We start from the raw sequence: 22,435 nt of genomic DNA on the forward strand, positions 1-22,435 counted from the left end.
CGACCCACACTTCGAAGCCGTCACGCTTCGAATCCGCTTACCACGGCGATCGTTTATCGCTCTGGCCGAAGCGCACAACGCGTAACTCAGCTTCGTCCACGGCGAACACCGGCGCTGTTTGCAGCTGCTGCTCGTGCAAATCGAGAAGCCTCGTGATCGGCGCACAGTCCGCTGCCGCGATTCGCCAGATTTCCCGGGTCGCGCTACGAGCGGCGGCATCCAGAATACGTTCAGCTTCGAGATAAAGGTCACGCCCCAGCGCGCCGAACCCGGCCTGCTGAAGATACCAGGCCAGGTAAAGCGTCTTCACCAGCTTTGCCAGTAATTCGCCGTTGCCCTTGCCCGCCTGGAATGCGGCCAAAGCGAGATGCCAGCGCAACGACTGTTCGCGCACGTATGTGGTGGTATGCGGCAAAAGTTTGGCTTTACCCAGCGGCTTTCTGCGCACCTGATTCCCCGTTGGTCGTTTTTTACGATTCTGAGACATGGATCGATTATTTTGTCGATGCTGCTTTTAATTTCAGCATCGTAATGCATACGACAACGGAAAATTCATTACCGAGACGATTTAACAGAATTTATTAATATTCCGATTGCATAACGGACTTGTGATTAATCGCAAGCGAGGCTATAGGCATCTGGCAAGCCTATGTTTTACCTATCTTTTCTTAATCGCGATCACCGGGTTTCGGCGCCGGCATGGCGAGGCAGTGATCAAGGCTTATTGGATCGCGAGAGACAACAAAGCGCGCTGCGCAGTATCTGAACTAATGCCTTCCCCGCAAAGGCAACACGATTATCAAACCACGATATCAAACGCGACCGGCGACCCGGATTAATATTGGACGTTACAACGACGCCATCGGCCCTTGCTCGCCCGCGATGATTCAAAGTTTCCGATGAGAAAAGTACGCGAATGCCGCGCTCGCTTCGATCGCGCCAATCCAAACGACCGCTCAGGCCATACCCACGGCTCAAAGTGCGCGCGACGATCCCATTGACAGCGCCTGAAACTCGCCTGCGGACTTGCGGCCCGCCTCAAATGTTATTATCGGAAACAACATTGCCCCTCCAAGCGCGCATTCAGAGCATCAAGCCCCATGGACACCCATCTCGCCAAATCCGCCGATCCGTCCATCACCGACCTCGGCCGCCGCGTCCGCGCCGCCCGCCAGGCGCAGGATCTGACGCTGGAAACCGCCAGCCGCCTGTGCGGCGTGTCCCGCTCGACGCTCTCGAAGGTCGAAAACGGCCTGATGTCCCCCACTTTCGACGTGCTGCAGAAAATCGTCCTCGGACTGAAGATCGAAATCGGCGAGCTGTTCGGCTCCACGCCCAAAGTCAGCGCGAGCGGCCGCCGCGCGCTGACCCGCAAAAACGAAGGCCAGCGCCACGCCTATCGCGGCTATCAGATGGAACTGCTCGCCACCGACCTCGCGCACAAGGCGATGCTGCCGTTTCGTATCCGCATCTCCGCGCACACGCTCGACGCCTTCGACGATTGGGGCCGTCACGAAGGCGAGGAGTTTCTGTATGTGATCAGCGGCAGCGTGTGCCTCTATTCGGAGTTGTATGCGCCGACGCATCTGAATGCCGGCGACAGCCTCTACTTCGACAGCCGCACCGGGCACGCAGCGGTCTCCACGAGCGAAGAAGACGCCGAAGTGTTGTGGATGGCGACCAGCGCCGATATTCCTCAAGCGCCGGCCACCATCGAATCGACGAAGAAGTAAATGCAAGCGCGTGAGCGCGCTTAGCGCGCCGCCAACGCCCGCTGCGCCAGTTGCGCGATATGCATTACGTGACGCCCAGTCCCCTGCTCGATCTGTTCACGGCAACTGAAGCCGTTGGTCAATACGATCGTCTCCGCAGCCGCCGCACGCACCGCCGGAAACAGCGCGTCTTCGCCAATCTTCGTGGAAAGCGCGTGATGCTCCGCGTTGAAGCCGAACGATCCCGCCATGCCGCAACACCCCGTGTCGAGCAGTTTCCATTTAACGCCGAGCTTGTTCAGCAGCGCCGTATCACCCTGCATGCCGAACAGCGCCTTCTGATGGCAATGTCCGTGCACGATCACGTCCGCGGCCAGCGTCGGCCAATCGAACGGCTGACGCGCGACGAAATCGGAGAACAGGAACGTTTGCGCCGACAGCTTCTTCGCCAATGCATGATCGGGCAATTGCTTCAGCAGCTCGTCCTTGAACACCGACAAGCAGCCCGGTTCGAGACCGACTAGCGGCACGCCCGCGGCGATATCGTCCGCGAGATCGTCGAGAATACGCGTGAGAAGTTCGCGTGCGCGTTCGAGCAGCCCGAAGTCATACAGCGGACGCCCGCAGCACAACCGGTCCTTCGGCAACACGACATGCCAGCCCAATTGCTTCAAAACATCGGCGGCGGCCTGCGCGATCTCGGGCGTGAAGTGATCGTTGAATGTATCGACCCACAGAATCACTTTCTTCACGTCGCCGTGGGCATCACGCGCCGATTGCGGCGAACGTCGCGCGATCTGCCTGTATGTGGCATTCGCGAAACGAGGCAGTTCGCGCGTTTGCGCCACGCCGGCCAGCCACTTGCCGATCGAAGACAAACCCGGCGCCGACGTCATGAAGTTCGTCAGACGTGGAAAACGCGCCGCCCACGGCGCCCATTCGCTGATCCGTCCCATGAACAGCGCCTGCCGTGGCCGACGCTTCGTCTCGTAGTAATGCGAAAGAAATTCCGCCTTGTAGGAAGCCATGTCCGTATGCGTTGGGCAATCGGATTTGCAGCCCTTGCACGCGAGGCACGTATCGAGCGCTTCCTTCACCTCGCGGCTTTGCCAGCCGCCGGGGATCACGTCGCCTTGCAGCATTTCCCAGAACAGATGCGCGCGGCCCCGCGTCGAATACTTCTCTTCACGTGTCGCGCGATAACTCGGGCACATCGTGCCGCCTTCGAGCGAGCGGCATTTTCCCATGCCGATGCATCGCTCGATCTCGCGCTGAAAACCGTCGCCTTGCTGGCTCGCAAACGTCAATCTGGTTTGCAACGTGACCGGCTTGTAGGCGGGGCCCATGCGAAGGTTTTCATCGGCGCGATACGCATGCACGACCTTGCCTGGATTCAGACGATTGGCCGGATCCCAGATCGCCTTGAACTGCTCCATCGCTTGCATCAAATCGGGGCCGTACATGATGGGCAGAAACTCGGCCTTGGCCTGGCCGTCGCCGTGTTCGCCCGACAGCGAACCGCCGAACTCGACGACCAGTTCGGCCGCTTCGCGCAGAAACTTGCGCCACGTCGCGACGCCTTCCGCACTGCGTAGATCGAAGGTAATGCGCGCGTGCACGCAGCCATCGCCGAAATGGCCATAGAGGCTCGTCTCGTAACCGTAGCGATCCACCAGCGCCTGGAACGCGCGCAGATAATCGCCGAGACGCAGCGGATCGACCGCGGCATCTTCCCAGCCGACAATCGGGTCCGGCGTGCCGGAATCGACCGACAATGCCACCGCCGACGCGCCTGTCTCACGGATCGACCAGACCTTGGCCTGCAACGCCCGGTCTTCGACAAGCATCGCCGACACATTCGGCCCTGCCTGCCCCGAGGCAAAGTAAGCGGCGGCGGCTCGCGCTTTAAGCATCACGTCGGCTTGCGTGTCCGCGCCGAATTCGAGCACGACCCATGCATCGCCTTCAGGCAGCAACGCGATCTCGTCCTGCTTCAAGCCGCGCGCCTGCAAACCCCGAATGATCGCGCGGTCCAATCCTTCGATGGCGATCGGCCCGCAGCGCATGAAATGCGGCACGGCATCCGCCGCCGTGTAGATATCCGTGAAGCCGACCACGACGACCACGCGCATCGCCGGACTTTTCACGAGGCGCACTTTCGCCTGCAAGGTGAGCGCACACGTTCCTTCGGTGCCGACCAGTGCGCGCGCGACGTTAAAGCCGTTTTCCGGCAGCAGCTGATCGAGATTGAAGCCGGACACGCGCCGCTTGATCCGCGGGAATTTCGCGCGAATCTGCTCGGCGTAGGTATCGCGCAACTGCTTCAGCGCGGCGTAGATTTCACCCTGACGGCCGCCCTCGGCGATGATGCGTTCGAGCTCCTGATCGGAGGTTGGACCGACCCAGAAACGCGCGCCGTCGAAGGTCGCAACTTCCAGCGCCTCGACGTTTTCGACCGTTTTGCCGGCCATCACCGAATGCGCGCCGCACGAGTTGTTGGCGATCATGCCGCCGAGCGTGCAGCGGCTGTGCGTCGCCGGGTCGGGTGCGAAGGTAAGGCCGTGCTGTTCGGCGGCATCGCGCAAGGTGTCGCAGACCACGCCGGGTTCGACGATCGCGACGCGCGCCAGTGGATCGACGGACACGACGCGGTTCACATACTTGCTCGCGTCCGCGACCACCGCGACGTTGACGCATTGCCCGTTCTGCGACGTGCCGCCGCCGCGCGCGAGAAACGGCACGTCGTTACGGCGGCAGGCGGCGAGCGTGGCCAACAGGTCGTCGACATCCGCGGGCACGACGACGGCGAGCGGCACTTGCCGATAGTTCGACGCATCCGCCGCATACAGCGCTTTTGAACCCTGATCGAAGCGCACTTCGCCACGCACATGGCTGCGCAAATCCGCTTCGAGCGCCTGCAGCACAGCCGCGGTGCCGGTGAAAGGCGTGGCCACGCGCGGCGCCCGCTTCAGTGCGCTAGTGCCGTTTTCGTGCAGTTCGTCGACGCCCGCGCCCTGTTCCTCATCAAATGACGTTCCCACTGCGCTCCCCGTCTCACGTGCCTGTGCGCCGCCGCTTCGCGCTCAGGCAGCCTGGCTCGCGGTCATCTTGAAGATGCCCTGTGCGTTGCCCGCGTCGAAACGCAGGTCCGTTTCCCAACGACGCGCGTCCTGATCGAAAGTCCGCTTGCGCGTGATGAACTCGTAGAACGAGCCCGGCACTTCGCGCGTCACGACGCTGCCGTCAGCCGCGCGAAACTCGCGCTGCACGAGGTCGGCACGATACGCCGTCTGAAACACGCGTCCCGAACGCGAGCGCTCCACTTCCGGTTTCATCGGACGACCCTTGGCCTTCTCGTCGTCGGACAATTGAAAGACATCCGCGACGCGGTCCGTGGCATGGTTGAACGCGTTGCCTTCCGTGGCGATCCACGCCATCTCCGCCGATTCGTTCAACAATACTTCGTAATCGGCTTCGCGTGGCGTGTCGTGCTGGCGCGCAAACGCGCCGACGATCACCGGCAGCAATTCGTGCGCGGCGTCGACCGGCAGCACGCCGTCGCGCTCGAGCTCCCACAACTGGCCGACGGCGCGCGGCGTCAACGGATCGCGCGACGCGCCGATCACGTTGGTCACGGCCCGCTGAAACTCCGCCGAGAACCGCTCGGGATGCAATTCGCTGACGAAGAACTGCGCGATTTCATCGGGCGCGTCGTCATGCGCCCACGCGCGGCCGGTCATGCCGAGTCGGTCGAGTGGATAGCGGCCGTTGATGCTGAAGCCGAGCGGACGAAGAATGCGCGCGAACGCGGCTTCGCCCGTCGGCAGCGCGCCGCTGTGCGGCCAGCGCACCGTGCGCAACGCGCCATGATCGAAGTACACGCTGCCGCCCGCCGCGATCGTCTCCTCGGTGTACTGGCGGCCGTTCGCCGAGCGCGCCAGCAGATCCTCGAACAGCGCCATGTTCATCGCCTGCGCGAGCTCGGCGCGCGTGACGATGCCGTCCTCCCATTCATCCAGAATGCGCGGATGATTCAGCGTGGCGAAGAGCCGTGCGGTTTTTTCGGCGCCGAGCAATTTCAGCAGCAGTTGTTCGACATTCGCATTCCTGGTGTTTCGCATAGCGGTTCTCTACGTTGCTTTGATGAGCGCTGATTCGCATGTTCGATCCGACCTGCCGAGCCGGACGCAAGGCGCCGGACGGCACGATCGAAGACGTGATTATTCAAATCGCCGGGCTCGCCGTAAAGCGAGATAAAATCGCCACTTGATGCGTTTTTGGAATCAAGGTGCGAAAGTTCAAGATCCCCAACATGGGCGCGCTGCTCGCCTTCGAAGCCGCCGCGCGGCATGAGAGCTTCACGCACGCGGCGCGCGAACTCTTTCTCACCGAGAGCGCGGTGTCGCGACAGATCAACACGCTGGAGAGCAATCTTGGCGTGCGGCTGTTCGTACGCGTCAAACAGCGCGTCGTGCTGACGAAGGCGGGCAAGGTGTATAGCGCGCAGGTGCGGCGCTCGCTGGAGCAACTCGATCGCGACACGCTATCCATCATCGCGCACGGCAGCGGCGGCGGTTATCTGGAACTGGCGGTTCTGCCGACTTTCGCATCGCAATGGTTGATTCCGCGGCTCGCGGCATTCAACGCGCAGTATCCGGACGTGCGCGTGAACATGGGCGTTCGAACCGGCACGTTCCCGTTCGCCGAGACCCATTTCGAGGCTGCGATTCACTACGGCAAGCCCACGTGGCCGGGCACGTCGGCGGATTTCCTGTTCAGCGAAGAAGTCGTGCCGGTGTGCGCGGCGAATCTGCTGAAGCGGCCCGTTCAAAGCGCCGCTGAGCTGTTGGACTATCCGCTGCTGCATTCCACCACCCGGCCGGACGGCTGGGCGTCATGGTTCGCGAGCGTGGGCGTCGATGACAACCGGGCCATGCAGGGCGTGCGCTACGAACTCCACACTATGCTGATCAGCGCGGCCGCGGCCGGTCTCGGGATTGCGCTCGTGCCGCGCTTTTTCATCGATACGCAACTCGATCAGCTCGGGCTCATGATGCCGCTCGATGCGCCCGCCCTCGCCGACTCGGCGTACTACCTCGTCTATCCGACCGAGTTGAGTCACGGCAAGCCGCTGGCGAGTTTTCGCGAGTGGCTGTTGCATGAGGCCGCGGCCTACAGCGCGGTGAATCCCCTGGTGGGCGGGCCTCCCGATTCCGCTTGAGCCCGCGTTACTCCAAGCCTTAAGCACCAGCTTGTTCCCGCGCTTTGGCCAGTGCGCTCAGATTGCCCTCGCCGAAGCCGTGATGACCTTGACGCTGCACGATCTCGAAGAATATTTCGCCGGCGCGGCGCCGCACGAAAGTCTGGAAAAACAGCAGCGGCACGCCGTCCGCGCCGATTTCGCCGTCCACCAGCACGTGGGTGCGCTTGAGCCGCGCGACATCGAGCCCATGACCCGGCAGACGCGCGTCGAGCTGATCGTAGTACCGCGGCGGCGGCTCGACGAATTCGACACCGTTCGCAAGCAACTGCTCGACGCAGGCGAAAATATCGTCGGTGGCGAGGGCGATATGCTGCACGCCTTCGCCCGGATGGTCCGGCAAATACTCGTGCATCAGGTTGGTCCGGCTCGTGCCTTCCTCGTACAAGGGCACGCGAATCGCACCGCACGGCGACACCATCACGCGCGATTCCGCCGATACATGCCAATTAGCGTGCAACTCGTGAATCTCGCGGAAGTTGAGCAGGTCGCGATAGAAGTCGAGCCACTCCTGCATCCGGCCTTCACCGACCGTTTGCGTCAGGTGATCCACGGCGACGAGGCCGTGGCCCGCATGACTCAAGTCGGCATGCGCCGTGTCGATTTCGATGGGCCGAAAGTCGATGTCGAAGATCGAAATGTCGCCGAGTCCGCCACGCTGGCCGCCGCGCCCGCGCCAACGGTCGACGAAATAGATATGCGAGTCGCCGATGCCCTGAATGGCCGGAATCAGCAACTCGCCCGTGCCGATCTTCTCGCCTTCGAACGCCCATGCGCCGAGTTCGATCGCGCGGTCGAAGGCGCGCTGCGCGTCCGCCACGCGAATGCCGATCGCACAGATGCCCGCGCCGTACTCCTCGGCATAGCGCGCGGCGAACGAGTCCGGCTCGGCGTTGATCAGAAACTGCATCTCGCCCTGACGATAGAGCGTGACGTCTTTGCTGATATGCCGCGCAATCGCTTTGAAGCCGAGCTTGGTGAAGGTTTCACCGAGCGCCTGCGGATCGCGCGCGGCGAATTCCACGAATTCGAGGCCGGCAGTGCCGAGCGGATTATGCTCAGGCGCCGCGACGGCGCGCAGCGCGGCGTCTGGAGTGGGCAAGTCGCTGGGCATGGCAATCTCCTTTACAGTCTTTCGACGCGGTTCGCACTGTTTCTGGTGTCGGTGCAGCCGCCGCCACTTCCGCAGTGAGACACTGCAAGCGTGGTGTGCCGCGGCATCGTGGCCCGCGACGGCTTTTGCACCGTGTTTGTACACCGGGTAGCGGGGCGTTCGCAACCTTCATTTTGTACCGGATGGTTCACACAATGGCGCCGCCGCACGCGTCGCGCTACCCGACCTTCACGATCGAGTGCGAAGCGCCCTATTTGCGGCTCCGCTTCTGCGCCCTCTTTCCTGTTGCCTTGTCCGCGCTCGACGCCATGCGCTGTTGCGCGACCTCACGCACCGCCTCGATAAACGCCCGCCCTACCGGCGACGGCTGCGTGTCCGAGCGCCGGATCAATCCGACCGGCTCGCCGGTGCCGGCGAAGGGCAATGGCAAACGTACCAGCATGCCATGCGCCAGTTCGTATTCGACCGCGCTCAGTGGAACGAACCACACCGCGCCGTTCTCCAGCGTCAACGCGCGGCCCGTCGAAACCGACAACACCTCGATGAACGCCGACAACGGCGGCACGCCCCATGCGCTCAACAGACTGTCCGCCGATTGCCGGATCAATGTGCCGAACGGCGGCAACACAACCGGAAAGTCCTCGAGCGACGTGGCCGGCAACCCCGTGCCCGCCGCCAACGGATGCCCGGCGCGGACCACCGCGATCAACGGCTCGCTGAACAATTGCTCGAAACTGAGCCCGACCATCCGCTCGGGATCGGCCAGCCGCCCGATCGCAAATTCGATCGTGCCCGCTTTCAGGCGCTCGAGCAATTCGGGGTTGGCGCCGGTCGCGAGGCGCACAATCACGCGCGGCCACAGCGTGGCGAACTGCTTCAGCACCGGCGGCATCAATGCCGCCGCGACGGTCGGCAGAATGCCGATTTCCAGCGTGGCCGCGGCCGCGCCTTCCGCGCGCGCCAGCAAATCCACACCTTGGCGCAGCGCGCTAACGCAGGCGCTCGCGTGCGGCATGAAAAGCTGCCCCTCGCGGGTCGGCAGCGCACCGTGGCGGCCGCGCTCGAACAGCTTCACGCCGAGAATCGCCTCGAGTTCGGCGACGGTCTTGGAGACCGCGGGCTGGGTGATCGAGAGGCTGTCGGCCGCCCGCTGGACGCTGCCGAACTGCGCAACGGCCAGAAAGCATTGGAGGTGACGGAATTTGACGCGGCTGTCCGCGAGACTGCGTTGCATAACGACAGGTTATACGAAACGAGCGAAAACGTCATTTTGCATAACCTCTTAGGTTAGATAAAGTCTTTCCATAACGCCGTATCTCACAATTCCTCGAAGGAGACACTGATGGACGATTCCTTTCTCAGCGCGCGTGACTTCACGTCGCATCCCGCTTACGTCTACCCCGACTATGGTTCGTCGGTCAAACGCGGCCCGACGCGTCCGCTGATTCCGCTGAAGGAAAAGCTGCGCGACCAGCGCGTGCCGGTCTACGGCAGCGACGACCTCGGCGCGCTCGATCACGACCTGACACGTAATGCCATGCGCAACGGCGAACCGCTCGGCGAACGCATCATCGTGACGGGCCGTGTGCTCGACGAAGGCAACCGCCCGGTGCGCAATACGCTGGTCGAAATCTGGCAAGCCAACGCCGCCGGCCGCTATGTCCACAAGGCCGATCAGCACGACGCGCCGCTCGACCCGAATTTTCTGGGCGCGGGCCGCTGCATCACGGACAAAGAAGGCCGCTACCGTTTCCTGACGATCAAGCCGGGCGCGTATCCGTGGGGCAACCATCCGAACGCGTGGCGTCCGAACCATATCCACTTCTCGCTCTTCGGCGACCATTTCGGCTCGCGCCTCGTCACGCAGATGTACTTTCCCGGCGATCCGCTGCTGGCGTTCGATCCGATCTTCCAAGGCACGCCGGAGCACGCCCGTGACCGCCTGATCGCGGATTTCTCGCTCGACACCACGCAAGAGGCCTATGCGCTCGGCTACGACTTCGACATCGTGCTGCGCGGCCGTAACGAAACTCCGATGGAGCGCTAAGCCATGACCACCCTCAAGCAAACGCCTTCGCAAACGGTTGGGCCTTACTTCGCGTACGGTCTATGTCCGCAGCAATACGATTTCGACTTCAAGAGCCTGTTCACGCCGGTTCTGGCTGATCGCGAAGCGGCCGGCGAACACATCACGATCGTCGGCCAGGTGTTCGATGGCGACGGCAAGATCATTGGCGACGCCATGCTCGAAGCCTCCCAGGTGGACGCGAACGGGCACTTCCCGGAGTCGCGTGAGGAAATCCTGAAGACCGGCTTTCGCGGTTTCGCCCGCGTGGGCACCGGAACGGGTCCGCACAATCGCTTCGTCGTGGAAACGGTGAAACCGGGCCGCGCCAGTCCGGATGAAGCGCCGCATCTGAACGTGATCCTGACCATGCGCGGCATGCTGTTGCACACGTTCACCCGCATCTATTTCGAGGACGAAGCGGCGGCAAACGAGAAAGACCCCGTGCTGGCAGCGGTTCCAGCGGACCGGCGCGACACGCTGATCGCGCGCCGCGAGCCGAATGTGGCGAACGTTTACCGTTTCGATATCCACATGCAAGGCGCTAAGGAAACCGTATTTTTCGATCTTTGATCGCGGTTTTTCTACACTTTCATATAGCTTTCACATACACTGATCACGATCCTTCTAGCGACTGGATCGCGAAACTCCGAGTAGTTGAGCCCGCTTGCGCGGGCTTTTTTTTGGTCTTTCTTTACTTTCTCGTCTGATGAATGGCGCTCACTGTAACGAGCAGCGCAGCCAGCGGCTGATTCTCACCACGTCGGCGATGTGATCGTGCGCGCCCGGCGCACCCAGCACGACGATGTCCACCGGCCTGCCGCGCACCTTCATTCGCACCACGACGCAGTGTCCGGCCTCGTTGATGAAACCGGTTTTCTGCAGCACGATCGACCGGTCGCCGCCTCGCACCAGCGCATTCGAGTTGTGATAACTCAGGCTCGCCCGTCCGCCGCCGGGTAAAACCACCTGATCGCGATCGGTGGAATAAGCGCGAATCAACGGATAACGGCTGGCTGCGGCAACCAGCAACGACAAATCCCGCGCGGTCGAAACGTTCTGCGGCGACAAGCCGGTGCCATTCACGAACGCCGTATGCCGCATGCCGAGCGAGCGCGCCTTCGCATTCATCGCGGCGACGAAGCCCGGGCGGCCGCCCGTGTAATCGCGGCTAAGCGCGGCCGCAGCGCGGTTCTCCGACGACATCAGGGCGATATGCAGCATGTCATGGCGCGACAACGTCGAACCGACATTCAAACGCGAGCCGGTGAACTTGTCGAAATCCTGGTCCTGAACGGTAACGTTGAGCGGCGCGTTCAACGCATGCTTTGCGTCGAGCGACACGACCGCGGTCATCAGTTTGGATACCGAAGCGATTGGCATGACCCGGTCAGCCTGCTTTTCGGTAAGAACGGTTTGTGTTCGTTCGTCGACGACGTAGACGGATCTGCCGCGAAGCAGCGCGCGCGATTTGGGGGTGTAGCCGCAGCGCGCCAACAGACGAGGGCCCTTATGCGGCATCGACGCACGCGAGGCTGACGCGTGTTGCGTATCGCCCTTTGCCGCCAGGACCGCGGGGCGTCTCACGGCGCGTGGATCCCGCGCATTGCGCGCCGCTTGCCGGCGATGTTTGGGTGTGACTTTGCCGACGTGCATCGTCCGCTTGGGGCTCGTCACGTGCTTGGTCTTGTGCGCGACACGACGCCGAGTCTTGCCGGCGGCCGGCTGCCTCGCTTTGTTCGAGTGTTTGGCTTTCGCTTTCGACGTGTGTTTCGTGGATGGCTCGACATGCCGATTCGCGCGCGCGGACGGCTGGCGTGCCGCCGCGTGCTCCGCGCCAAACGACCCGCCGATATTCAGCCACAACAGGCCGAATACCGCGAAACAACGGAGCCAGACAGGGAAACGAAAAGCCGGAAATTCAGATGAAGGAGTTCGACGACCGTACGGCATGCAGCTTCCAGTTCTGTGCCGCATGCGCCCGCATGAATGGGCACGGAATCGGCAACGACCCGCCGATCTTAAGGCAGATCGTACATGCGATCAACGGCAAAGGACCGCGCCAACTTGCTATGCGACAACTGTACGCAAGCAGAAGACGCCACCCTTAGCCACCCTTAGCAACGGAAATGATCGATGTTCTGTCCAGCGTAAATTGCACGCGCGAGCCAGTCCGGTTTCTCCCCGTGACCGTCCCAGGTATTGCCGTATGCGTCGCGATACATGACGGCCCGGGTTGCGGCCGCATCGGTTTCGATCGCTTCGGCGAGCGCTTCTATGGTAATGCCGTATTCGTCCATGCGCCGGCGAATCCATGCGACCAGGCGCTCACGTGCATTCCCGTCGAAGTCGAGCTGCCGTTGTTCCGCAAGCTCTTTCATAACGTACCAGTGTCGCGGCTAATAATGCTCGCGTTAGAAAAACAAAAGGCTTCGCTAAAACAACGCGAAGCCTATGCGTGATTCAGATGGCTCGAGTGCGAATCGAACTCGCGATGCCTCTCCCGATGCGGGAAAACTCGCACCTGGAAATCATGCCCATTAAATCCTGGATTATGGGGAATTCGTCGGCAACCGGATCGAATTGCGCTCGTGTCTCGCCCCGTGGTTCGGGGCTGCTTCAGCGTATGGAAAGCGATTCTAGCATCCAATTTCTTTTGCTTGCAGCAACGAATTGTTAGTCCGCGATGCACGGCTTTCAATACGCTCGGGTTATCCGGACCGCAAGCAGAAGCGGTAATACTCATTGACAGGAAATGCATGCACAGCAAGGGCAAAAAAGCAGAGCCGCTTCTCTCATGTTATGTTCACTGACTAGCACGCTAGCGCATAGGAGACATTCGATCATGACCGCTTCAACCGCCATCATCACCATCCTCGCCGCACTGCTGTTAGGCGCCATGAGTCCGGGACCGAGCTTCGTCATTGTCGCTCGCAATGCGATCGGGCTGTCGCGCGGCGACGGTCTCGCTACCGCACTCGGCATGGGTGTGGGCGGCGTGTTCTTTAGCGGCATTGCGTTACTCGGTCTCTATACCTTGCTGGCGAGTGTCGAATGGCTCTACGTCGGCTTGAAAGTGGCGGGCGGGCTGTATCTGATCTACCTCGCGTCGAAAATCTGGCGCGGCGCCGCCAAGCCGCTTGCCTTCGATGCCGCGCAAGCGGTCCCGGGCAATGCTCGCAAATCGTTCTGGATCGGCTTGAGCACCCAACTCAGCAATCCGAAGACAGCCGTCTACTACGGCAGTATTTTCGCAGCGCTGCTGCCGCAACATCCGCCGTTGTGGTGCTACTTTGCGTTGCCGCCCGCGATCTTCGCTATCGAAGCCGGCTGGTACACTGTCGTCGCACTGTGTTTTTCGAGCAAGCGGCCGCGCGAAATCTACCTGCAATGGAAAGCCTGGGTCGATCGCGTCGCGGCGAGCGCAGTCGCCGCGCTGGGATTGCGCCTGATCCTGACGGCACACAAAGTGGGCATCTGAAAACGCGTAATGCTCGAACGGTTTGTCGTGCTCCGCAGCACGGCAAGCCGGGGAGCCAAGGCCTTATGGGCAAGCGCTCAACACGCGCCGCGCCCCGCGCCCGACAAAACAGTTACAAGATAAGTGTTGACGCTGATACACCCCGGCGGTTAATGTGGCACCCGAAGTTCAAGAAGTTCGATTGCTGTTCATCAATGTCTCGCTCCCTCAGCGGTATTCGTTGTCCTCTCCCTCCTTGACGCTTCACACGCTCTCGCACAGAGCACATCTTTCTATTTTTTACCTCAAGGATTCTTCATGGATACCGGTACCGTTAAGTGGTTCAACGACAGCAAAGGCTTTGGCTTCATCACTCCGGACAAGGGCGGCGACGACCTGTTCGCGCACTTCTCCGAAATCACCGGCGACGGCTTCAAGACGCTGGCTGAGAATCAGAAAGTGAGCTTCGAAACGAAGCAAGGCCCGAAGGGTCTGCAAGCGGCTAACATCAAGCCGCTGTAAGTTTGAAGGGCTCGGTGTCCGGCAACGGACATCGGGCTGCAGCGACATCCTCGCGGAGCTTTGTCTCCCACAGTTGGCGCGTATCGCTTTGAGCTGCATGTCATTCCAAGCAGCTTGCCTGAGCGCCAAACGCCTCGTTGCACCTCATTCTCCCCTCCGGCTTCAACGCCCATTTTCCGCTTTCCGACTGCATCAGGATTCGGCTCGCAATGGCTTGAATCAGCTCGTCCGCGCGACTCGTACAACGGTCTGCAAGGCAGGCGCGCACTCGAACATCATTAAAATATAAAATGCAAAACAAACATATTCAGCACTACAACGGCTATGCCGTCAAACCCTCGGCGCACCGTTTGCCCGATGGCACTTTTTCATCCAATCTGTTGCTCGAACGCGCTGACAGCGCGCGCACCGAAGGGCGCTACCAGTTCTATTCGCTCGATTACTTCACGAACGAAGAACAGGCCTTGCAGCACTCGGCACGTTGGGCACGTCATTGGGTCGACACGCGCGGCTAAGCCCGCGACCGGCGTGGCATTCGCCACGCCACATCATCACGCGCGCGAGCTTCACGGCTTTTCTTCGGCCTTGATCCGCGCGCGCAATTCGAACTTCTGAATTTTTCCCGTCGATGTCTTCGGCAATTCGCCGAAGCGCACCGCTTTCGGCAACTTGTATCCCGCAAGAAAGAGCCGGCAGTGCGCAATGATCTCTTCTGCGCTCACCTCAGCCCCCTCCTTGAGTTCGACGAAGGCACACGGCACCTCGCCCCACTTCGGATCAGCCATCGCCACCACGGCCGCTACAGAGACCGCGGGGTGACGGTACAGCGTATCTTCAACCTCGATGCTCGAAATGTTCTCGCCGCCGGAAATGATGATGTCCTTGCTGCGATCGCGAATGCGAATATAGCCGTCGGGCATTCGCACGCCGAGATCGCCGGTATGGAACCAGCCGCCCTGGAAGGTGGCTTCCGTCGCGCGCTCGTTCTTCAGATAGCCCTTCATGCAAATGTTGCCGCGGAACATGATCTCGCCGATCGTCTCGCCATCGTCGGGCACGGGTGTCAGCGTGTCCGGGTCGAGCACGGTCACCGCGGCCTGCAAGTGATAGCGCACGCCTTGCCGCGCGTTCAGTTCGGCGCGCTCGCTGTCGTCGAGCGCCTCCCACTCCTCCTGTTTCGCGCAGACCGCGGCCGGCCCGTAGGTTTCGGTGAGTCCGTACACATGCGTGAGATCGAAGCCGATCTCCTTCATCTTCGCGATCACCGCGGGCGCGGGCGCGGCGCCCGCCACCATCGTCGACACGCGATGCTCGATGCCCTCGCGCCATTCGGCCGGCGCATTCGCGAGCGCGCTCTGCACGATCGGCGCGCCGCAGTAGTGCGTGATGCGTTCGCGGCGAATCAGATCGAACACCGTCTTCGCATCGAATTTGCGCAGACAGACATTGACGCCGGCGCGCGCGGCCACCGTCCACGGAAAACACCAGCCGTTGCAGTGGAATAGCGGCAAGGTCCACAGGTAGACGGCGTGCTTGGGCATATCCCATTCGAGGATATTGCTCAGCGCGTTCAGATAGGCGCCACGATGGTGATAGACCACGCCCTTCGGATCGCCGGTCGTGCCGGAGGTGTAGTTCAGCGCGATGGCGTCCCATTCGTCGGCCGGCAGGGTCCACGCGAATTCGGGGTCGCCGGATTGCAGGAACGCCTCGTAATCCGTGGCGCGGATGAATTGAGCCGGGTCGGCCGGCATCGCGTCCGCCACGCTGATCACGCGCAAGTTCGGGAATTCCAGCGCGGCGCGATGCGCGAACTCGCCATACTCGGTATCGACGATCAACGCCTTCGCCTCGCCGTGGCGCAGCATGAACAACAGCGACGATACGTCGAGCCGCGTATTCAGCGTATTGAGCACGGCGCCGGCCATGGGCACGCCGAAGTGCGCTTCTATCATCTGAGGAATATTGGGCAGCAGGGCCGCGACCGTGTCGCCACGCTGGATGCCGGCCCGCTGCAGCGCGCTGGCCAGACGCCGGGCGCGCTCGTAGGTCTCGCGCCAGTTGCGGCGAATCTCCCCATGGACGACCGCCGGCCGCTCACCGTAGACTTCCGCCGCGCGCACGATGAAATCGACCGGCGTTAGCGGGACATAGTTGGCTTCACGGCGCTCGAGGCCTGCTTCGAACATGTGTTTCATCGCATCGTCTCCTGTCGACCAGAGTTAGCGCTTTAGCGCTTACTCTGGTCCCATGCAACATGGTTGCTAAGGCGCTGAGCGCGCCGTCGATTATTCTGATTGATGAACTAGGCTAACAATGGTTATGGTGAACTGTCTGTCATTCAAATGACAGAGTGGCGCGCCCTGGCGCTTCCGCACTCACCTCCGTCCGAAAACCCGCCAGCCGCCATGAACGACGCTCCGCTCACCGCCCCCGCCGATGCCCGCCCACGTAGGCCGGAACGGGTCGCGCGCGCCGATCTGCCGGGCCTGTTCGCTACTTGCGCGTGGTTCCGGGCGCTCGCCGCGGAGCATCAGTCCATGGTGCTCGCCAGCGCGCACGCGGAGCATCTGGAAGGCGGCGCATGGATCGCGCGCCGCCAGGAACCGTCGGACTACTGGATCGGCGTGCATTCCGGCCTCATCAAACTTGCAATCTATAGCCCTTCGGGACGCAGTTGCACGCTTTCCGGCGTGCCGCCCGGCGGCTGGTTCGGCGAAGGCAGCGTGATCAAGCGTGAGTTGCGCAAGTACGACGTGGCGGCGATTCAGCCTTCACTGGTCATGTTCGTGCCATCGGAGACGTTTCACACGCTACTGGGATCCAGCTTGCCGTTCAATGCGTTCGTGATTCGCCAACTGAATAACCGCATGGGCGAATTCATCGCGTCGATCCAGAATAGCCGGTTACTCGATGTCGATGCGCGCGTCGCGCAGTCGCTCGCGCAACTGTTCAACCCGGATCTCTACCCCGACACCGGCCGCACGCTTGCCATTTCGCAGGAAGAAGTCGGCCTGTTGGCGGGCGTTTCCCGTCAGCGGATCAATCAGGCGCTGCAAAACCTCGAGCGGCTGCAGATTTTACGCCTCGCGTATAACCAGATCGACGTGCTCGACCTCGAACGCCTGGGTGCGTTCGGCCGGGAACAGCTCTAGCACCCAACGCCTTGGCAGCCCCTTCAGCTCCGCATGTTTCGGCGGTCGCCTGCGCGCGCCCGTTCGACTGTATTTTGAGCACCCGGATAAAGAAAGCGCCGCACGCGCCGTTATGCGAGCTATGCAGCGCAGATTGCAGCGCGTCCCTATTCCAAGCTCAACGTATTGTCGAATCCGATAATGAACCGTCTGACACTGAAACAGAAGTTGTGGGTGCCGTTGCTGCTGTGCTGGGCCGCGCTCCTGATCGTGACCGTTGTGAACGCGTACGAAGCACGTAACGGTCAAATGGACGCACGGCGCGCCGATCTGGCCGACGTGACCGACATGGCGGTATCGATCGTCGCGGACTATGCGAAGCAAGCCGACGCCGGCAAGCTCTCCGTCGACGACGCGAAGCAACAAGCGATTGCCCGCGTCAATGCGCAACGTTACGGCGCCTCCGGCTACGTGACGATCGTGCGTAGCGACTCGGTCATGATCGACCATCCGATGAGCCCGAAGCTGAACGGCAAGGATATGGGCGGCTTCCGCGACGCCAAAGGCAACGCGCTGTATCACGACATCGCACAGGCCGGCGGCTCGGCGGCCGGCGCCGGCTACCTGCGCTACTGGTGGCCGAAACCCGGCGAAACGACGCCGAGCGAGAAGATCGGGTACGTGAAGCGCTTCGGCCCGTGGGGCTGGGACTTTATCGCGGGCGCTTACATGGACGACATTCAGGCGCAGTTCTACACGACGCTCGCACGCTCGGCCGGCATGCTGGCGGTACTCGGCGTGATCGTGTCGTTCGTGGCGTCGCGCGTGGTGCGCAGCGTGTCGCGCTCGATTGGCGGCGAGCCTTCCGCCGCGGCCTCGATCGCGATGCAGATCGCGCGCGGCGACCTGGCCACTCGCATCGACCTGCGCCGCGACGACACGTTGAGCCTGCTGTTCTCGTTGCGTGAGATGCGCAATCAGCTTGCGTCCACCGTCGCGCGGATCAAGAACTCGGCGGAGACGATCACCGTGGCATCGAAGGAAATCGCCGCGGGCAATCTGGATCTGTCGAGCCGCACCGAGGAACAGGCCGCGTCGTTGCAGCAGACCGCCGCCAGCATGGACGAACTCACCAAGACCGTCACGCAGAACGCCGACAATGCGGCCACCGCGTCCGAACTGGCCAGCGACGCGTCGAGCATCGCCGCGCGCGGCGGTCAGGTGGTCAACGACGTGGTCAAGAAAATGGCGGGCATCACCGATAGTTCGCGCAAGATCGGCGAGATCATCAGCGTGATCGAAGGCATTGCGTTCCAGACCAACATTCTGGCGCTGAACGCCGCGGTGGAAGCCGCGCGCGCCGGCGAAGAAGGCCGCGGCTTCGCGGTGGTCGCGGGCGAGGTGCGCAATCTCGCGCAACGCAGCGCGACGGCGGCCAAGGAGATCAAGGTGTTGATCGATCAATCGGTCGCGCAAGTCGGCGAAGGCTCGACGCTCGCCGGCAGGGCGGGCAGCACGATCGGCGAGGTGGTCGAGGCGGTGCGCCGCGTGACGGCCATCATGAATGAAATCTCGGCGGCTTCGAAGGAGCAGAGTTCAGGTATCGGCGAAGTCAATCTCGCAATCCGTCAGATGGACGATGTGACGCAGCGCAATGCCGCACTCGTCGAGCAGGCGGCCGCCGCGGCCGGTTCGCTCGACGAGCAGACCGAACACCTGCGACATGCCGTCGCCGTGTTCAAGGTCGAGCAAACTGCGTGGTCGGGTCATACGGGCCAGGGTCCACCTGAACGATCAGCGATTAACGGTCAGATAAGGCTGTCGCCGGAATCCGGTGACAGCCTTTTTTATTTGTCGTTGCGAAACTGCGATTTACCCCGCACGCGCATGCCGCTCCTTCGCGTGACAGGCCGCTCGAGGATCGCATCGGTCTCGAACAGCGTGAACACGATGTCGGCCAGCACGCCCGACTTCTTCCAGCGCAGGTAGTAGCGATGCGCCGTTTGATACGGCGCGTAGCGCTCCGGCATCGCGCTCCATGGCGCGCGCGCGTGCAGCACCCAGAGCATGCTATTCACCACCCAGCGGATATCGATGCTGGGACGCCCACGGCGAGGTCCTGGAGCCTTCATCTCAGGTAGCAGCGGGACTATGCGATGCCATTGCTCGTCAGTGAGATCGTAAGTGGTCGGCAAATGAGGCTGCGGCTCGCGAGTGGAATTATTCATGCGGTAAAAGCGCGCGGCCGCTGCATAGGCTGGCGTCGCCGTGAAATAGCGTCTATCAATCAATGGATTTCAGACTAACCGAAGCACGCTCGCGCGAAGGTTAACTCTTGTCAGCCAGCGCGGGACCATGGTTAGAAACTGCAATAAGTTATTGCGCCGAGGACTTTTGGCGCGACGAGGGTGCGGGTCTATCATCGGCGCGCCGGCGCACGGCCAGCGCGCGCGGCGGACTCGAATGAATAATCCATAACCGCATAGCAGATATTTCAATGAGACAAATTAAGCTCCTGAAAACCGCAGCCGTCGTGAGTGGCACCGCCCTTGCGATGACCTCCGAGCACGCCTTGGCACAGAGCTCGATTACGTTGTACGGCGTCGCCGATGTGAGCGTGCGCTATCTGACCAACTCCAACGCCAAAAACGACGGCCGTCTGTTCATGACGAACGGCGCGATCACCAATAGCCGCTGGGGTCTGCGCGGCTCGGAGGATCTGGGCGGCGGCATGAAGGCGGTCTTCGATCTGGAAAGCGGCATCAATCTGCAGGACGGTTCCGCCTCCGACAGCCAGCGGCTCTTCAATCGCAATGCGTACGTGGGCCTGAGCAGCCAATACGGGACGCTAACGCTGGGGCGTCAGAAGACACCGTTGTTCGACCTGCTCGGCGACACCTACGACCCGCTCACGGTCGGCAACTACTTCGAGAACTCATGGTTGCCGGGAGCGCTCGGCGCGGGCCTCTACGCGGACAACGCAGTCAAATACACCGGCAGGTACAAAGGCCTGACCATGGCCGCGATGTACTCGTTCGGCACCAACTCGGAATCGAGCGGCGCGGGCGGTTTCTCCGGCCAGGTGCCGGGCCATCTCGGCGCGGGCACGATGTACGGCTTCACGTTGTCGTATGCGGCCGGCCCGTTGAGCGTCGCCGGCGGTGTGCAGCAGAACAGCGACAACAGCAATCACAAGCAGACCATCTTCAATGCGAACGCGGTGTATGCGTTCAGCACGACGAAGGTGTACGTCGGCTATCTGCACTCGAAAGACGACACGGGTTTCGTCGACACCGCGCTGGCACAGCAGACGCTCGCGCCGGGCGTCGATATCCTGAAGGGCTCGGGCCGCGTCGACAACGGTCCATTCGCCGGCGTCACGTGGCAGGCAACACCCGCGCTCACGTTGACGGGCGCGGCGTACTACGACCACATGTCCAACGCGGCGATCGGCAACGGACAACTGGGCAGCGGCAATCGCTATACGCTGGTGGCGTTGGCTGAGTACGCCTTGTCCAAGCGCACCGAGGTGTACGGAACGGTCGATTTCGACAAGGTATCGGGCGCGGCTTCGGTCGAATTGCCGGGCAAGAACAACCAGACCGGCGTTGCACTCGGTCTGCGCACGATTTTCTAAAAGAGACAGGGCCGCGTGTGCCCAGCACGGCGCGCGGCATCCGGCATTCTCGCCGGGTGCCGACCATCGAATCGCGCGCGCATAAAAAAAGGTGCCGCGTGAACTGCACCCCAAAAGTTGGACATCGATCCAACCTTTGGGGTGTTTTTCATGACGAAGCACAGTGAGCAGCTAAAAGTAAAAATGGTGAAGCAGTACCTGGCCGGGGTTGCTGGGACCGGGGTGCTGGCACAACGATATGGAGTGGGTCGTTCTGTGTTGCGTCGCTGGATAGCGGCCTATGAGCAACACGGACGTGAGGGATTGCGCAAGAAGTTCAGTCATTACGATGCGCGGTTCAGGATGTCGGTTCTTGCTCACATGTGGAAGAAGGATTTGTCACATGAGCAGGTGGCAGCGGTGTTCGACATTCGCAGTCCGGCTTGCATAGCGAGGTGGGAACGCCAGTATCATATTGGCGGTATTGACGCATTGGCACCCCGCCCCCGAGGGCGACGCCCCAAGGTAATGACCCAACCCGATCACGACAAGCCGACCGAAGATGGTGCGCCGGATGAGCGCACGCGCGAGCAGTTGCTCAAGGAAAACGAATACCTGCGCGCGGAGGTGGCGTACCTAAAAAAGCTCGATGCCCTGCTTCAGGCGAAGAAGCAGGCCGCGCAAAAGAAAAAACGCAAATAGTGCAGGCACTTCGGCAGCACCACCCGGTGGCCGCCCTGCTCAAGGCCGCGGGTCTGGCGCGCAGCACGTTCTACTACCAATTGAACGTGCTGACTGCTGGCGACCGGCACGCAGATCTCAAGACCCGGATCAAGGCCGTGTATGAAAGTCATAAGGGTCGCTATGGCTACCGACGCATCACGGCATCGATCCGGCAAACCGGTCAGCGCGTGAACCACAAGACCGTGCAACGTCTGATGGGACAGCTGAAACTGAAATCGCTGGTGCGGGCGAAGAAATACCGCTCCTGGCGCGGCGAAGTCGGGCGTATTGCACCGAACCTGCTGAACCGCGAGTTCAGCGCGCAACAGCCGAACCAGAAGTGGGTCACGGATGTGACGGAGTTCAACGTGCTGGGACAGAAGTTGTATCTGTCGCCGGTCATGGATCTGTATAACGGCGAGATCGTCGCTTACCAGATGAGCGAGCGTCCAGTCTTTGAACTGGTGAGCAGCATGCTCAAAAAGGCGCTGGCAAAGCTGGGCAGGCAGGACGCACCGCTACTCCATTCAGATCAGGGCTGGCAGTATCAGATGTCTGCCTATCGAAGGTTGTTGCATCAACGCGGCCTGACCCAGAGCATGTCACGGCGGGCAAACTGTTATGACAATGCGGCAATGGAAAGCTTCTTTGGCACTCTCAAGTCGGAGTTCTTCCGGCTGAACAGATTTGAGAGCGTCGACGCACTGAAGGCCGGCATCAAACAGTACATTCATTACTACAACCACAAACGCATCAGGCTGAAGTTAAACGGCCTGAGTCCTGTGATGTACAGGACTCAGGCCTCCGCAACCTAGCCGCAAACTGTCCA

Annotated in this window: 19 protein-coding genes and 1 pseudogene; 11 read left to right on the forward strand and 9 right to left on the reverse strand. The window is 61.6% G+C overall.

What is annotated here, in order from left to right; translation table 11 throughout:
• Nucleotides 1-37: 37 nt before the first annotated feature.
• On the reverse strand, nt 38-487 hold the full coding sequence (locus B0G80_RS35550) for a hypothetical protein (RefSeq protein ID WP_116122421.1): 450 nt from the start codon (nt 485-487) through the stop codon (nt 38-40).
• A 613-nt stretch (nt 488-1,100) separates the two neighbouring features.
• Between B0G80_RS35550 and B0G80_RS35555 the strand changes: the two genes are divergently transcribed.
• On the forward strand, nt 1,101-1,733 hold the full coding sequence (locus B0G80_RS35555; protein WP_106282688.1) for a helix-turn-helix domain-containing protein: 633 nt from the start codon (nt 1,101-1,103) through the stop codon (nt 1,731-1,733).
• A gap of 20 nt (nt 1,734-1,753) precedes the next feature.
• Here the strand turns inward: B0G80_RS35555 and B0G80_RS35560 are convergent, their stop codons facing one another.
• Nucleotides 1,754-4,753 carry an FAD-binding and (Fe-S)-binding domain-containing protein gene (locus tag B0G80_RS35560; RefSeq protein ID WP_116122422.1) on the reverse strand — a complete coding sequence of 1,000 codons (3,000 nt, stop codon included), beginning with the start codon at nt 4,751-4,753 and terminating at the stop codon, nt 1,754-1,756.
• 42 nt (nt 4,754-4,795) lie between these two features.
• Nucleotides 4,796-5,833, reverse strand: a complete 1,038-nt coding sequence (locus B0G80_RS35565; protein WP_116122423.1) for a DUF1338 domain-containing protein — start codon at nt 5,831-5,833, stop codon at nt 4,796-4,798.
• Nucleotides 5,834-6,000: 167 nt separating this feature from the next.
• Between B0G80_RS35565 and B0G80_RS35570 the strand changes: the two genes are divergently transcribed.
• Nucleotides 6,001-6,933 (forward strand): LysR substrate-binding domain-containing protein, encoded by a 933-nt coding sequence (locus B0G80_RS35570; protein ID WP_181920128.1) that lies wholly within the window; start codon nt 6,001-6,003, stop codon nt 6,931-6,933.
• 19 nt (nt 6,934-6,952) lie between these two features.
• On the opposite strand, the gene B0G80_RS35575 is transcribed toward B0G80_RS35570, so the two are convergent.
• Nucleotides 6,953-8,086, reverse strand: a complete 1,134-nt coding sequence (locus B0G80_RS35575) for a 4-hydroxyphenylpyruvate dioxygenase family protein (protein WP_106282684.1) — start codon at nt 8,084-8,086, stop codon at nt 6,953-6,955.
• 250 nt (nt 8,087-8,336) lie between these two features.
• The gene (pcaQ, locus tag B0G80_RS35580) at nt 8,337-9,320 is read right to left on the reverse strand and encodes a pca operon transcription factor PcaQ (protein WP_116122425.1); all 984 of its coding nucleotides are present in this window, start codon (nt 9,318-9,320) and stop codon (nt 8,337-8,339) included.
• 108 nt (nt 9,321-9,428) lie between these two features.
• Between pcaQ and pcaH the strand changes: the two genes are divergently transcribed.
• The gene (pcaH, locus tag B0G80_RS35585) at nt 9,429-10,133 is read left to right on the forward strand and encodes a protocatechuate 3,4-dioxygenase subunit beta (RefSeq protein ID WP_116122426.1); all 705 of its coding nucleotides are present in this window, start codon (nt 9,429-9,431) and stop codon (nt 10,131-10,133) included.
• Nucleotides 10,134-10,136: 3 nt separating this feature from the next.
• Nucleotides 10,137-10,724 (forward strand): protocatechuate 3,4-dioxygenase subunit alpha, encoded by a 588-nt coding sequence (pcaG, locus tag B0G80_RS35590; RefSeq protein ID WP_116122427.1) that lies wholly within the window; start codon nt 10,137-10,139, stop codon nt 10,722-10,724.
• A gap of 147 nt (nt 10,725-10,871) precedes the next feature.
• Here pcaG and B0G80_RS35595 read toward each other — a convergent pair whose 3' ends face one another.
• Both B0G80_RS35595 and B0G80_RS35600 read right to left on the reverse strand, forming a co-directional pair.
• A complete protein-coding gene (locus B0G80_RS35595) occupies nt 10,872-12,104 on the reverse strand; it encodes a serine hydrolase (RefSeq protein ID WP_116122428.1) in 1,233 nt (410 codons plus the stop codon).
• Between the two features lie 164 nt (nt 12,105-12,268).
• A complete protein-coding gene (locus tag B0G80_RS35600; protein ID WP_116122429.1) occupies nt 12,269-12,532 on the reverse strand; it encodes an H-NS histone family protein in 264 nt (87 codons plus the stop codon).
• A gap of 464 nt (nt 12,533-12,996) precedes the next feature.
• On the opposite strand from B0G80_RS35600, the gene B0G80_RS35605 reads away from it, so the two are divergent.
• From B0G80_RS35605 to B0G80_RS35615, 3 genes are all read left to right on the forward strand, one after another.
• A complete protein-coding gene (locus B0G80_RS35605; protein ID WP_116122430.1) occupies nt 12,997-13,632 on the forward strand; it encodes a LysE family translocator in 636 nt (211 codons plus the stop codon).
• Nucleotides 13,633-13,929: 297 nt separating this feature from the next.
• A complete protein-coding gene (locus B0G80_RS35610) occupies nt 13,930-14,133 on the forward strand; it encodes a cold-shock protein (RefSeq protein ID WP_106282677.1) in 204 nt (67 codons plus the stop codon).
• A gap of 290 nt (nt 14,134-14,423) precedes the next feature.
• The gene (locus tag B0G80_RS35615; RefSeq protein WP_106282676.1) at nt 14,424-14,648 is read left to right on the forward strand and encodes a hypothetical protein; all 225 of its coding nucleotides are present in this window, start codon (nt 14,424-14,426) and stop codon (nt 14,646-14,648) included.
• A gap of 51 nt (nt 14,649-14,699) precedes the next feature.
• On the opposite strand, the gene B0G80_RS35620 is transcribed toward B0G80_RS35615, so the two are convergent.
• Nucleotides 14,700-16,331, reverse strand: a complete 1,632-nt coding sequence (locus B0G80_RS35620) for an acyl-CoA synthetase (RefSeq protein WP_116122431.1) — start codon at nt 16,329-16,331, stop codon at nt 14,700-14,702.
• 147 nt (nt 16,332-16,478) lie between these two features.
• Between B0G80_RS35620 and B0G80_RS35625 the strand changes: the two genes are divergently transcribed.
• Nucleotides 16,479-17,288 (forward strand): Crp/Fnr family transcriptional regulator, encoded by an 810-nt coding sequence (locus B0G80_RS35625; protein WP_258879143.1) that lies wholly within the window; start codon nt 16,479-16,481, stop codon nt 17,286-17,288.
• Nucleotides 17,289-17,468: 180 nt separating this feature from the next.
• Complete coding sequence (locus B0G80_RS35630) at nt 17,469-19,256, forward strand: methyl-accepting chemotaxis protein (RefSeq protein ID WP_258879144.1); 1,788 nt, start codon at nt 17,469-17,471, stop codon at nt 19,254-19,256.
• A gap of 20 nt (nt 19,257-19,276) precedes the next feature.
• Here the strand turns inward: B0G80_RS35630 and B0G80_RS48310 are convergent.
• Nucleotides 19,277-19,495, reverse strand: a pseudogene (locus tag B0G80_RS48310) (transposase); the annotation flags it as partial.
• 326 nt (nt 19,496-19,821) lie between these two features.
• Here B0G80_RS48310 and B0G80_RS35640 point away from each other — a divergent pair.
• Complete coding sequence (locus B0G80_RS35640; protein ID WP_258879254.1) at nt 19,822-20,904, forward strand: porin; 1,083 nt, start codon at nt 19,822-19,824, stop codon at nt 20,902-20,904.
• A gap of 150 nt (nt 20,905-21,054) precedes the next feature.
• A protein-coding gene (locus B0G80_RS35645; RefSeq protein WP_116119473.1) for an IS3 family transposase occupies nt 21,055-22,421 on the forward strand; the annotation gives its coding sequence in 2 pieces (ribosomal slippage) (nt 21,055-21,520 and nt 21,520-22,421; 1,368 coding nt in all).
• Nucleotides 22,422-22,435: the final 14 nt, after the last annotated feature.

Origin of the sequence: Paraburkholderia sp. BL6669N2, assembly GCF_003387275.1 — a bacterium.
Lineage (GTDB): Bacteria > Pseudomonadota > Gammaproteobacteria > Burkholderiales > Burkholderiaceae > Paraburkholderia.

Excerpts from the sequence above, each read along its gene's own strand:
- B0G80_RS35625 (WP_258879143.1), top strand. The coding sequence starts at position 16,479 with ATGACAGAGTGGCGCGCCCTGGCGCTTCCGCACTCACCTCCGTCCGAA.
- B0G80_RS35565 (WP_116122423.1), bottom strand. The coding sequence starts at position 5,833 with ATGCGAAACACCAGGAATGCGAATGTCGAACAACTGCTGCTGAAATTG.
- pcaH (WP_116122426.1), top strand. The coding sequence starts at position 9,429 with ATGGACGATTCCTTTCTCAGCGCGCGTGACTTCACGTCGCATCCCGCT.
- B0G80_RS35605 (WP_116122430.1), top strand. The coding sequence starts at position 12,997 with ATGACCGCTTCAACCGCCATCATCACCATCCTCGCCGCACTGCTGTTA.
- B0G80_RS35610 (WP_106282677.1), top strand. The coding sequence starts at position 13,930 with ATGGATACCGGTACCGTTAAGTGGTTCAACGACAGCAAAGGCTTTGGC.
- B0G80_RS35550 (WP_116122421.1), bottom strand. The coding sequence starts at position 487 with ATGTCTCAGAATCGTAAAAAACGACCAACGGGGAATCAGGTGCGCAGA.
- pcaQ (WP_116122425.1), bottom strand. The coding sequence starts at position 9,320 with ATGCAACGCAGTCTCGCGGACAGCCGCGTCAAATTCCGTCACCTCCAA.
- B0G80_RS35555 (WP_106282688.1), top strand. The coding sequence starts at position 1,101 with ATGGACACCCATCTCGCCAAATCCGCCGATCCGTCCATCACCGACCTC.
- B0G80_RS35620 (WP_116122431.1), bottom strand. The coding sequence starts at position 16,331 with ATGAAACACATGTTCGAAGCAGGCCTCGAGCGCCGTGAAGCCAACTAT.
- B0G80_RS35630 (WP_258879144.1), top strand. The coding sequence starts at position 17,469 with ATGAACCGTCTGACACTGAAACAGAAGTTGTGGGTGCCGTTGCTGCTG.
- B0G80_RS35615 (WP_106282676.1), top strand. The coding sequence starts at position 14,424 with ATGCAAAACAAACATATTCAGCACTACAACGGCTATGCCGTCAAACCC.
- pcaG (WP_116122427.1), top strand. The coding sequence starts at position 10,137 with ATGACCACCCTCAAGCAAACGCCTTCGCAAACGGTTGGGCCTTACTTC.
- B0G80_RS35575 (WP_106282684.1), bottom strand. The coding sequence starts at position 8,086 with ATGCCCAGCGACTTGCCCACTCCAGACGCCGCGCTGCGCGCCGTCGCG.
- B0G80_RS35595 (WP_116122428.1), bottom strand. The coding sequence starts at position 12,104 with ATGCCGTACGGTCGTCGAACTCCTTCATCTGAATTTCCGGCTTTTCGT.
- B0G80_RS35640 (WP_258879254.1), top strand. The coding sequence starts at position 19,822 with ATGACCTCCGAGCACGCCTTGGCACAGAGCTCGATTACGTTGTACGGC.
- B0G80_RS35600 (WP_116122429.1), bottom strand. The coding sequence starts at position 12,532 with ATGAAAGAGCTTGCGGAACAACGGCAGCTCGACTTCGACGGGAATGCA.